This is a genomic window from Pseudorhodoplanes sp. (assembly GCF_035565855.1).
In the GTDB taxonomy this organism is placed as follows: domain Bacteria; phylum Pseudomonadota; class Alphaproteobacteria; order Rhizobiales; family Xanthobacteraceae; genus Pseudorhodoplanes.
The window spans coordinates 1-10,403 of the sequence record NZ_DATMRX010000058.1 but is presented as its reverse complement, the minus strand read 5'-3'; the positions used below and the strand labels follow the sequence as shown (position 1 = coordinate 10,403).

Annotated in this window: 12 protein-coding genes; 3 read left to right on the top strand and 9 right to left on the bottom strand. The window is 64.2% G+C overall.

Translation table 11 applies throughout. From position 1 onward, the window contains the following. The 7 genes from VN004_RS03485 to VN004_RS03455 all read right to left on the bottom strand — a co-directional run. Nucleotides 1–734 (bottom strand): methylmalonyl-CoA mutase family protein (locus VN004_RS03485; RefSeq protein ID WP_325607065.1); only part of this gene is annotated, 734 nt, incomplete at its 3' end. 51 nt (nt 735–785) lie between these two features. Further along, nucleotides 786–2,639, bottom strand: coding sequence for a methylmalonyl-CoA mutase family protein (locus VN004_RS03480; RefSeq protein ID WP_325607063.1), 1,854 nt, complete (start codon nt 2,637–2,639; stop codon nt 786–788). Between the two features lie 62 nt (nt 2,640–2,701). After that, complete coding sequence (folK, locus tag VN004_RS03475) at nt 2,702–3,184, bottom strand: 2-amino-4-hydroxy-6-hydroxymethyldihydropteridine diphosphokinase (protein ID WP_325607061.1); 483 nt, start codon at nt 3,182–3,184, stop codon at nt 2,702–2,704. 39 nt (nt 3,185–3,223) lie between these two features. Next, nucleotides 3,224–3,598, bottom strand: coding sequence for a dihydroneopterin aldolase (gene folB / locus VN004_RS03470; RefSeq protein ID WP_325607059.1), 375 nt, complete (start codon nt 3,596–3,598; stop codon nt 3,224–3,226). Then, nucleotides 3,595–4,449: a dihydropteroate synthase gene (gene folP / locus VN004_RS03465; RefSeq protein WP_325607057.1), complete on the bottom strand. Its 855-nt coding sequence runs from the start codon at nt 4,447–4,449 to the stop codon at nt 3,595–3,597. Before folP ends, folB begins: the two co-directional genes overlap by 4 nt. Before the next feature lie 48 nt (nt 4,450–4,497). Continuing rightward, complete coding sequence (locus VN004_RS03460) at nt 4,498–4,908, bottom strand: DUF4332 domain-containing protein (RefSeq protein WP_325607055.1); 411 nt, start codon at nt 4,906–4,908, stop codon at nt 4,498–4,500. 33 nt (nt 4,909–4,941) lie between these two features. Then, nucleotides 4,942–5,298 carry a DUF2267 domain-containing protein gene (locus VN004_RS03455; protein ID WP_325607053.1) on the bottom strand — a complete coding sequence of 119 codons (357 nt, stop codon included), beginning with the start codon at nt 5,296–5,298 and terminating at the stop codon, nt 4,942–4,944. A gap of 220 nt (nt 5,299–5,518) precedes the next feature. On the opposite strand from VN004_RS03455, the gene VN004_RS03450 reads away from it, so the two are divergent. The 3 genes from VN004_RS03450 to VN004_RS03440 are packed head-to-tail and all read left to right on the top strand — an operon-like array spanning nt 5,519 to nt 8,965. Then, nucleotides 5,519–7,255 carry a helicase HerA-like domain-containing protein gene (locus VN004_RS03450; protein WP_325607051.1) on the top strand — a complete coding sequence of 579 codons (1,737 nt, stop codon included), beginning with the start codon at nt 5,519–5,521 and terminating at the stop codon, nt 7,253–7,255. Then, nucleotides 7,252–7,560, top strand: coding sequence for a hypothetical protein (locus VN004_RS03445; protein ID WP_325607049.1), 309 nt, complete (start codon nt 7,252–7,254; stop codon nt 7,558–7,560). Before VN004_RS03450 ends, VN004_RS03445 begins: the two co-directional genes overlap by 4 nt. Before the next feature lie 10 nt (nt 7,561–7,570). Beyond that, entirely contained in the window at nt 7,571–8,965 is a 1,395-nt protein-coding gene (locus VN004_RS03440; RefSeq protein WP_325607047.1) for a M20/M25/M40 family metallo-hydrolase, read from the top strand. Nucleotides 8,966–9,043: 78 nt separating this feature from the next. Here the strand turns inward: VN004_RS03440 and VN004_RS03435 are convergent, their stop codons facing one another. Both VN004_RS03435 and VN004_RS03430 read right to left on the bottom strand, forming a co-directional pair. Next, the gene (locus VN004_RS03435) at nt 9,044–9,910 is read right to left on the bottom strand and encodes a hypothetical protein (protein WP_325607045.1); all 867 of its coding nucleotides are present in this window, start codon (nt 9,908–9,910) and stop codon (nt 9,044–9,046) included. Beyond that, a partial coding sequence (locus VN004_RS03430) for a type IIL restriction-modification enzyme MmeI (RefSeq protein ID WP_325607043.1) occupies nt 9,898–10,403 on the bottom strand: 506 nt, incomplete at its 5' end. The genes VN004_RS03435 and VN004_RS03430, both read right to left, overlap by 13 nt.

The following is a 10,403-nucleotide window of genomic DNA, read 5'->3' as shown; positions in this document are numbered from 1 at the left end:
TCGAGGTCCTGCGTCGCGCCCGCCTCCTGCATGTGATAGCCGGAGATCGAGATCGAATTGAATTTCGGCATGTTCTGCGAAGTGAACGCGAAGATGTCCGAAATGATGCGTAGCGATGGTGCGGGCGGATAGATATAGGTGTTCCGCACCATGAATTCCTTGAGGATGTCGTTCTGGATGGTGCCGGCGAGCTTCTGCGGCGACACGCCCTGTTCCTCGGCGGCAACAATATAGAGCGCGAGAACGGGAAGCACCGCGCCATTCATGGTCATCGACACGGTCATCTGGTCCAGCGGGATGCCGGAGAACAGCGTGCGCATGTCGTAGATGGAATCGATGGCAACGCCCGCCATGCCGACGTCGCCCGACACACGGGGATGATCAGAGTCATAGCCGCGGTGGGTGGCGAGATCGAAGGCGACGGAGAGGCCCTTCTGCCCGGCTGCGAGGTTGCGGCGGTAGAAGGCGTTGGAATCCTCCGCCGTAGAGAAGCCGGCATATTGCCGGATGGTCCACGGCTGGTTGACGTACATGGTCGGGTAGGGGCCGCGCAGATAGGGCGCGATGCCGGGATAGGTCTCGAGGAAATCGAGTTCCGCGACGTCCGCTTCGCCATAGACCGGCTTCACCGGGATGCCTTCGGGGGTTGTCCAGTCGGGCACGTCCGCGCCCGCCGGCGCCGCGATTTGCGGGGCCTGCCAGTCGATAGAGGAAAAATCAGGCAGCCGGCTCATGGCACTCCAACGCTCCGAGCAGCGGAAAGGTAGCACATTTTGTGCTGCGCATCACGAACGGTTCGCGAGGAGCCCATACGCTTCGTTCAAGGTCGCCAGCGCGTCGCAACCGGCGAAGACGTAGTCCTGGACGCCGGCTTTCGCGAGGTCATCGGCCTTCTGTCCCGGCCGGCCGGCGAGGTAGATGTGCTTCGCGCCGGCGCCGGCCAGCGTCTGCGCCGCCGGGGCTGCTTCGGTGGCGTAAACCTCGTCCGACGAGCACAGGCAGGCGAGGGACGCGCCGGACTGTCTGAACGCTGCGGCGAGATCAGCGCCCGCAAATTCCACCGCCTCGATGCCGCCGGCCTCGAAGAAATTCTTGGCGAAGGTCGCCCGCGCGATGTGGTCGGCGGGCTTGCCGAGCGTCGCGAGGAAGATTTTCGGGCGTGCGCCGGTCGCTTTGAGCATGGCGTCCGACGCATCGCGCAGCGCCTCATATGGTTCGGCAAGGCGAATGCACGGAAGCGCGGCAAACTCCGTCTGCTCCCTCGCTCCTTGCGATGAAGGACTCGCTGCCGGCATGAGGACATTGACCGGCGTTTCAGCAATATGCGGAAACTCGCTGGTGCCGGTCAGCGGATCCTTGCGCGTCGCGACGGCTTTCTCGCGTGCGGAGCGCGTCTCGGCGACGCGCTTCTGAAGCGATCCGGCCTCGAGCGCGGACGCAATGCCGCCCTGTTTCTCGATCTCCTGAAACTGCGCCCAGGCGGTACGGCACAGGTCGTCGCTCAGCGCCTCGATCCCGCCCGAGCCCGCCGCCGGATCGGCGACCTTCGCAAGATTGGACTCTTCGAGCAGGATCAGCTGCGTATTGCGGGCGACGCGGCGGGCGAAGTCATCCGGTAATCCCAGAGCCGCGGTGAACGGCAGCACCGTTACCGCGTTCGCGCCGCCGAGACCCGCGGCGAAAGCCGCGATCGTGACGCGAAGCATGTTCACGTAAGGGTCGCGCCGCGTCATCATCCGCCACGCCGTCTCGGCGGCAATGAAGGCGGGCTGCGGTGCAAGGCCTGCTGCTTCCTCGACCCGCGCCCAGAGTTTCCGCAAACTCCGGAATTTCGCCATCGTCATGAACTGGTCGGCATCCGCCGAAAGCCGGAAGAACAGCATTCGGCGTGCGTCGTCGATCGTGACGCCACCGGCTTCCAGCGCGCGCCAATAGGCGACGGCAACCGAAAGCGCATAAGCGAGTTCCTGTGCCTCCGACCCGCCCGCATTATGGATGACGCGGGCATCGGCAACAGCGAAAGGACCGCCGAAGCCTTCATCGGCAAGCGTGCGCGTCATCCGCGCGAAGAGCGGGGCAATATCGCGCCACGGCATCGGCGCGGACGCGCCGGCCGCCATCAGCCCGATCGGATCGAAACCGACCCGCAACGCGCAGGCCGACGGAGCAAGTTTGCGGGCCTTGACGATGGCCGCAACATGCGCCGGAGCGTCCTTGGCTTCCCGCGTCAGCATGAACCCGATCGGAGCGCCGGCATCGAGATAGACGCCGTCGAGGATGCGGGCGATGCCGTCCGCCGACGCATCGATGCCGAATCCCGCCGCACCAATGGCGCCCGGACAGACCAGCACGAGCCCGTTCGCTCCGTTTTCGAGGTCTTCCAGCGCCTGCCTGTTGGCTTCTTTCGCGTCAGGATGATCGACGCGCGCCATGATCTGCCATGGCGCACCGGGCTCGCGTCCGGTCAGCACCGTCGCGCCGGCTCTGCGGTCGTAGAGCGGCTCGATCCGCAGGTCGTCATAGGTCTTGTGAACGAGCTTCTTGTCGAACGGCGCGCCTTTGAGCACTCCATCGACCAGTTTCAGCCATTGCTCACGGGTCGCGGGCGGAAATTCGGAAGCGAGGGGCAGGTCGGTCATGCCCCATTGAAAACACGAACACGGTCGTTTGTCATCGGCTGTGCCGCTGTGTCAGTCGCGCGTCACGCCAGCTTCTCGATCCCCGTCCGGTCGACCCGCTCCAGCGCCTCGCGCAAGGATCGTCCGCCGATCGTCGCATCCGGCGCTATTTCGACCAGCGGCACCAGCACGAAGGCGCGCTCGAACAGCCGCGGATGCGGCAGGGTCAGCATCGGGTCATCGATCACCGCATCGCCGTAGCTCAAGATGTCGATGTCGAGCGTGCGCGGGCCCCAGCGGGTTTCGCGTTGCCGGTCCCGGCCGAAGCTGCGCTCGACTTCCTGTGCGCGAACGAGGAGGTCGCGCGGCGCCAGGCGCGTTTCAACGGCGATGCAGGCATTGATGAACGGCGCCTGGTCGGTCACGCCCCATGGCGGTGTGCGATAATCCGATGACCGCGCCAGCAGCGTGACGTGGGCGCCGTCGCAAAACGCGTCGATGGCGCGTCTTATGGTGTCCCGCGCATCGCCCACATTACCGCCGAATGCGACGTATGCGCGCGGCATGTCATTTGCTCCAGAACGGCGTGTGAAGTGGACGCAATGCTATGTCTCGCGGCTCCGCGTGATCACCACGCCGACATCGGCGAAGGTCGCGGGGATCGGCGCATGAGGCTTGTGAACGGTGATGCCGACCCGCATCACGCGCGGAAAGCGCGCAAGGATCGCGTCGATCACAGCGCCCGCGGCGGCTTCGATCAGCTTGTAGGGCTTCTTGCAGAAGGCCTCGCTCGCCGTGGCGGCGACCTGATCATACGACACCGTATGCCGCAGGCGGTCGGAGCGCGATGCTTCGCCAAGGTCGATGTCGAGAACGATATCGAGGCTGAAGCTCTGTCCGACCTTGCGTTCATGCGGCATGACGCCGTGATGGGCATGCAGGGCGAGGCCGGTGATGAAGATTGTGTCGGTCGCTTTCACGTCGCGCTCCCGGTTCTTGCTTTCGCGATGGCCTCGGCGACCCGCAGCGCCTGCACCGTTTCGTAGACATCATGCGTGCGCACGATGGCGGCGCCTTCCTGCACCGCCAGCAGATGTCCGGCGATCGATCCGCCCAGCCGCTGGGTCGGCTCGGACGGCACGATCGACGCGATGAAGCGTTTCCGCGACAATCCGATCAGGATTGGCAGACCGAAGCATTTCAGCCGCGAGAGTTGTGCGACCGCGATGACGCTCTGTTCGGGGGTCTTTCCGAAACCGATGCCGGGATCGATCACGAGCTGTTCGCGGCGGATTCCGGCCTTGTCCGCGATCGCAAGCGTGCGCTCGAAATAGCGCAGCATGTCATCGACGATGTCGATAGCGGGATCGGCCTTGTCGCGGTTGTGCATCACCACCGCGGGCACGCCGTGATCGGCCACCACGTGCGCCATGTCGGGATCGCGCTGCAGGCCCCAGACGTCGTTCGCGATGGCCGCGCCCTGGCGCAGCGCCCAATCGAGGATTGCCGCCTTCATGGTGTCGATGGAGACCGGCCTGCCGAGCGCGACCACCGCGCCGAGGACCGGCTGCAACCGCTGCCGTTCGATCTCCTCCGTGACCGGCTGCATCCCGCCATAGGGGCGGGTCGATTCCGCACCGATATCGATGATGTCGGCGCCCTCCGCGATCATCCTTGTCGCGTGCCCGATAGCGATCTGCGGATCGACGAAGCGGCCGCCGTCGGAAAATGAATCCGGCGTGATGTTGAGGATCCCCATCACCGTCGCGCGGTGCGGGGACAACAGGGTATCGAGCGACAAGGCGCCCGGTCTGGCTTCAGACGCGGTCATGCCCAGCGCTTTGGGCGCAGGATCGGGGCGATGTCAACCGGAATGGGGTCAGCGATAGGTGATCTTCGGCGGCAGCTTCTTCGCGGCCTCGACCCAGCGGCCCACCGCCTTTTCGGTCGGCACCAGGCGAACGAGCTTGCGCTGTTCGTTTTCCTGCCGCATCGCCGCCGCGAGCTTCGCCGGATTGCGGTATTTCAGTTCGCGTACCGTATCGACGCCGACCCGGCAGAGCAGCTCGGCATAGCCGGCGCCGAGGCCCTTGACGCGCAGCTTGTCCGCAAGATTGGCGAAGCGCAGCAGTTCGCGCGGTGTAATGCCGGTCTTTTGCGAAAGCGCCTCGCGGTCCTTGGCGCTCTTGGTCATCTCCAGCAGCTTGTCGGAGGTTCGGATGCCGGCCGCGCGCAGTCGGTCAACGACGTCCGGATCAAGGCCATCCAGTTTTTTCAACGATTTCGACACGCAACTACCCCGAATGGTCCACCCGGAAACCGGTCAGGCGAATTGGGACAGACCGGGAATTGCGCCGACGAGTTCGCCGACCGCGTCTTCACCCGCCTTCTCGCGTGCATAGCCGAGCAGGGTGCGCGCAACGTCCTGCACCTCGCCCATGCCAAGGCCGAGACCCATCAGCTGCGTGCCGACACCCATGATGCCGCCCATGCCGAACAGGCCGCCCGACGGAGCGGCGGCTGCGGCTTCCTGTGCACCCGGAATGGCATCGATGAGTGGCTTCACCTTATCCGCCGGCGCTTCCTTGATCAGGAAGGCCAGGATTATGCCGACCGCTTGCTCGGCGACCTTCGGGTCAATGCCGAGTTCGGCGACAAGTCGCCCGACGAGCTCATCCATCTCTGCCTGCCCCCTCCCGCACTGCGGCGGGTTGATAACCGGCATTGATAATGAAAAAGGCTCCGAAGGAAAGGCGTTGCCCGACAAATATGCAACGGTGTGACACGTCCGCAACTATCGATCTGAGCTATTATGGAGAGCTCGAACGGTGGTTCGGCCGTTGACCCTGCTTCGGCAAGGTCTCAAAAATGCAGCTGGATTCACGAAGGGATGCAGGACGATGGCGAAGTCAGCCAGCAAGTCGGCCACGAAGAAATCCGCTGCTGCCGCCGCATCCGACGGGGCGGATGACAGCAAATCGCAGCGCAAGAACGGGAGCAAAGCGTCGGCTTCGCGCGCCGCGCCGCCTGCAAAGAGCGCCGAGCCGCTCGAACCTGAGGGGACGATTTTCGTCGGGCAGAGCGTCAAGCCCGAGCGCATCCTGCTGCGCATGGCGAACCGGCATGGCCTCGCCACCGGGGCCACCGGCACGGGCAAGACCGTCACGCTTCAAGTCCTTGCGGAGGGCTTTTCCCGCAACGGCGTCCCGGTTTTCGCCGCCGACATCAAGGGCGACCTCTCCGGCATTGCCGTGATGGGCGAAGAAAAGCCCTTCCTGGTCGAGCGCGCGCGGAGCATGGGGCTGGAATACCAGCCCGACGCTTTCCCGACCATCTTCTGGGACCTTTTCGGCGAGCAGGGACACCCGATCCGCGCCACCGTTTCCGAGATGGGGCCGCTCCTTCTGGCGCGGCTTCTCAATCTCAATGACGTGCAGGAAGGCGCTCTGAATATCGCCTTCCGGATCGCCGACGACCACGGGCTTGCGCTGCTGGACTTCAAAGACCTGCGGACGATGCTCGACGCCATCGCGCCGTTCGCGACCAAGAAGGAGGCGGAGGAGGGCACCGGCAATCCTCAGCTCGACGAAATCAAGCGGGCGGTCGCGAGCTACGGCAACGTCACCAAGCAGACCGTGGGCACCATCCAGCGCGCGCTTCTGGTCCTGGAGAACCAGGGCGGCGAAAAATTCTTCGGAGAACCCGCGCTCGATCTGCGGGACTTCATGAAGACGGACCGCGACGGCCGGGGCTACGTCAACATTCTGGCCGCCGACAAGCTGATGGCCAATCCGCGGCTCTATGCCACCTTCCTGCTATGGCTCCTGTCCGAATTGTTCGAGCAATTGCCGGAAGTCGGCGATCCGGAGAAGCCGAAGCTCGTCTTCTTTTTCGACGAGGCGCATCTGTTGTTCGACGAGGCGCCGAAAGCGCTGCTCGACAAGATCGAACAGGTGGTACGGCTGGTGCGGTCGAAGGGCGTCGGCGTCTATTTCGTCACGCAGAATCCGCTCGACGTTCCCGACAAGGTGCTGGCGCAGCTCGGCAATCGCGTGCAGCACGCCTTGCGTGCCTTCACCCCGCGGGACCAGAAGGCCGTGCAGACCGCGGCCGATACATTCCGTCCCAATCCCAAGCTCAATACCGGTCAGGTGATCATGGAGCTCGGCAAGGGCGAGGCCCTGGTTTCCTTTCTCGAAGAGAAAGGCACGCCCTCGATGGTCGAGCGCTGCATGATCCGCCCGCCCTCCGGGCGCATCGGTCCGATCACGCCGGGCGAGCGCGCCGCGATCATGGCGCGAAGCCCGGTCAAGGGAAAATACGACACCGTGATCGATGCCGAATCCGCGCACGAGAAGCTGACCCAGCGCGTTTCAAAGCAAGCAGCGCCGGGCGATCAGCAGGACGAGGGCGGCGGCATCACCGGCTGGATCGGGTCGATCTTCGGCACCAACAAAAAGCGCGGCGAACCGCTGACAACGGGCCAGCAGGTCGCGCGCAGCGTCGCCCGTACCGTGGCGACCACCGTGGTCGGGGGCGTCGCGGCTGCGATCGGCAAGCAGATCGGCGGACGCGCCGGCGCTTCGGTCGGCCGGTCGATCGTGCGCGGCACGCTCGGCGGGATCCTGAAGCGATGACCTTTGCACGGATCTGGCGCGGGCGCACCACCCGCGACAAGGCCGATGACTACGAGCGCTATTGGCGCGCGCACGGCGTCGAGCCGTTACAGCGGCGAGGCGCGCTGGCCGTGCAGATGCTGCGCGAGGACCGGCCGGACGAATGCGAGTTCGTCACCATTTCGTACTGGGATTCGATTGAAGCGATGGGCGCGGGACCCGATCCGACCCGCACACACCACCTGCCGCGCGATCCGGAATTTCTGATCGATCTGCCGGAGCATGTGCAGATCCTGACCGTGCTCGAGACGCACGGGACGATTTAGCGGAGCAACCATGACCCCGACCGAGGCCCTTCCCAAAGTTCTCGACCGCATCGACGCCGATCTCGATGCGTCGCTCGCGCGCCTGTTCGACTTCCTCCGGATTCAGTCGATCTCGACCGATCCGGCCTATGCCGAGCAGTGCAAGGCCGCCGCGGACTTTGTCGCCAGGGACATCGAAACGCTCGGGCTGAAGGCCGAAGTGCGGCCGACGTCGGGCCATCCGGTGGTGATCGCCAAGCCCGAGAAAAACAATGGCGGCCCGCGGGTGCTGTTCTACGGCCATTACGACGTGCAACCGGTCGATCCGCTCGATCTGTGGACCACGCCGCCTTTCGATCCGCGCATCGAGGATCTCGGCAACGGCCGCAAGATCATCGTGGCCCGCGGCGCCTGCGACGACAAAGGCCAGCTCATGACCTTCGTCGAAGCCTGCCGCGCCTTCAAGGCCGTCACCGGCAAGCTTCCGCTCGACATCACCATGATGATCGAGGGCGAAGAAGAATGCGGATCGAAATCGCTGTTTCCCTTCGTCAAGGACCATGCCGACGAATTCAAGCTCGATATGGCGCTCGTCTGCGACACGGCGATGTGGAACCAGACGACGCCATCGGTCACCACCTCGCTGCGCGGTCTCGTCTATGAAGACGTGACGGTGACCGCTGCGGACCGCGACCTGCATTCGGGCTTGTTCGGCGGCGCGGCGCAAAATCCGATCCGCGTTCTCACCAAGGCGCTGGCGGCGATCCACGACGACAATGGCCGCATCACCATTCCGGGCTTTTATGACGGCGTTCCGGAATTGCCGGACGACATCAAGGCCGATCTGAAGGCGCTCAACCTCACCGCGGAGGAATTTCTCGGCCAGATCGGCCTGAAAATCCCGGTCGGTGAGAAGGACCGCATGCTGATCGAGATGATCTCGACGCGCCCGGCCTGCGATGTGAACGGCATCATCGGCGGCTATACCGGCGAGGGCGCGAAGACCGTGATCCCCTCGCAGGCGAAGGCCAAGGTCTCGTTCCGCCTCGTCGGCGATCAGGACCCGGAAAAGATCCGCGATGCGTTCCGCGCCTTCATCCGCGCGCGCATTCCGGCCGACTGCAAGGTTGAGTTCGAGAACCACGGCTGCGCGCCGGCGCTGCAATTGCCGTTCGACAGCCCGGCGCTGGTGAAAGCGCGCGAGGCGCTGCAGGAGGAATGGGGCCACAAGGCGGTGACGGTCGGCGCCGGTGGGTCGATCCCGATCGTCGGCGATTTCAAGCGCGTGCTGGGGATGGACGCCATCATGGTCGGCTTCGCGCTCGACGACGACCGCGTGCATTCGCCGAACGAGAAATACGACCTGACCTCGTTTCACAAGGGCACGCGCAGCTGGGCAAGGATTCTGGCGGCGCTGGCGGGGTAGCTGCGGCGCCGGCTTCCCTCTCCCGCCTGCGGGAGAGGGTGGCCGCCGAAGCTTGAGCGAAGGCGGCCGGGTGAGGGGCTAGTCCTCTGCTTCGTCCTCCACGATGTCCGCCTTTCCTGCACCTGCCCGTGACAGATTGAGTTCCAGCAGCTTCGCGAGCGCATCGTCCTCCGATATGTCCGTGGGCCAGCCATAGGCCGCCGCGACTGCCGCATCGAGATCGCGGTGCGCGTCGGCGAGCCATTGCGGGCGCGCGTTGTAGAGATTGGTGAGCGTGCGTTTCTTCAGTTCGGCCGCGGCCTTCTCGTTTTTCGGCAGGATGCGGTCAGGATAGCCGGGGACGACTTCGGGCACGATGTCGATCAGGTCAGGTGGATTGAGCCAGGCGTTGCGGAGGTCGTCGAGGCGCTTTGCGGCTTGTGCGATTGCGATGGCGCGCGGGTCGTTCGCGTAGTCCGCCGCCCGTATGTTCGGCGTCAGGCCTTCGGGGAAGGGGAATGATCCGAAGGTAGTTGTAGGTGTGTAGCGCGGGTCGTTCCCAACTCCAAGCCGAGTCCCGCGACGGAATGACCAACTTTCGTGAAATCGCGAGCTGACAATCCCGAACGCGGTGTCGTCATCGCGTGCTATCGCAACTACAGCATTATCAGGAAGCGTAGGGCTCTGTCGCCAAACGAACAGGCGATATTTTGCAACTCTGGACGTCACCAAAAAGCGACTTAATGGCTTCAGTGCCGCACGCATTTCGGGTCGAGAGCGCCAGTGCAGCCACCACGTTTTCAAGGCGTCCTGCTGTGTCATCTCCGCGCGATGAGACTTCACTGGTAGTATAAATTTGAACGGCTCTTCAAATAGAGCTGCGTCTCGCTCGCTCATGTTTTGGAAATCGACCACAAAGCGGTCGCGGGAGCGTCCAGTTATATCGTCGCCGACTAAGAACGGCACGATCCGCAGAACACGATGCGGTTGAGGAAATGCGCGACCTTTTCCGGCGCATGACCCTGCATCCGCAGCCGCTGGGCGATGGTGGAGAAGTCCTTTGCGACTTCTTTTGTGACTTGCTCGCGGGTCTTTTCGGGCCTGAGGCGCTCGGGATGGCGGAAGAGGTTGCGCAGCAGGTCGCGCGTGCCGGAATGCGCGAGGTCCTCCAGCGTGAACTCGTGCCTGGCCTGAACCGTGTTGGTCCAGTTGGTGTAGATGCGGAAGCGCTTGGTATCGGAGACGACCAGCAGCGGGGGATTTTCGAGCGCCACCGAATAGAGCTGGAGCTGCTGATAGGCGCGGTCGAGGTTGGCGCGATCCTTCTTGTATTCCCAACCGAAATGTCCGCGCTTCCAGACGTCGGCAAAGCCGCCGGCGCCGTCGATCTTGGAGACGCCTTTCTCGAAGGAATAGCCGTCAGGATCCGCCGCCTCGTTTGGCGTCGGCTCGCCCAGCA

Excerpts from the sequence above, each read along its gene's own strand:
- VN004_RS03455 (WP_325607053.1), bottom strand. The coding sequence starts at position 5,298 with ATGGATGAGCTCGTCGGGCGACTTGTCGCCGAACTCGGCATTGACCCG.
- folP (WP_325607057.1), bottom strand. The coding sequence starts at position 4,449 with ATGACCGCGTCTGAAGCCAGACCGGGCGCCTTGTCGCTCGATACCCTG.
- VN004_RS03440 (WP_325607047.1), top strand. The coding sequence starts at position 7,571 with ATGACCCCGACCGAGGCCCTTCCCAAAGTTCTCGACCGCATCGACGCC.
- VN004_RS03445 (WP_325607049.1), top strand. The coding sequence starts at position 7,252 with ATGACCTTTGCACGGATCTGGCGCGGGCGCACCACCCGCGACAAGGCC.
- folK (WP_325607061.1), bottom strand. The coding sequence starts at position 3,184 with ATGCCGCGCGCATACGTCGCATTCGGCGGTAATGTGGGCGATGCGCGG.
- VN004_RS03450 (WP_325607051.1), top strand. The coding sequence starts at position 5,519 with ATGGCGAAGTCAGCCAGCAAGTCGGCCACGAAGAAATCCGCTGCTGCC.
- VN004_RS03480 (WP_325607063.1), bottom strand. The coding sequence starts at position 2,639 with ATGACCGACCTGCCCCTCGCTTCCGAATTTCCGCCCGCGACCCGTGAG.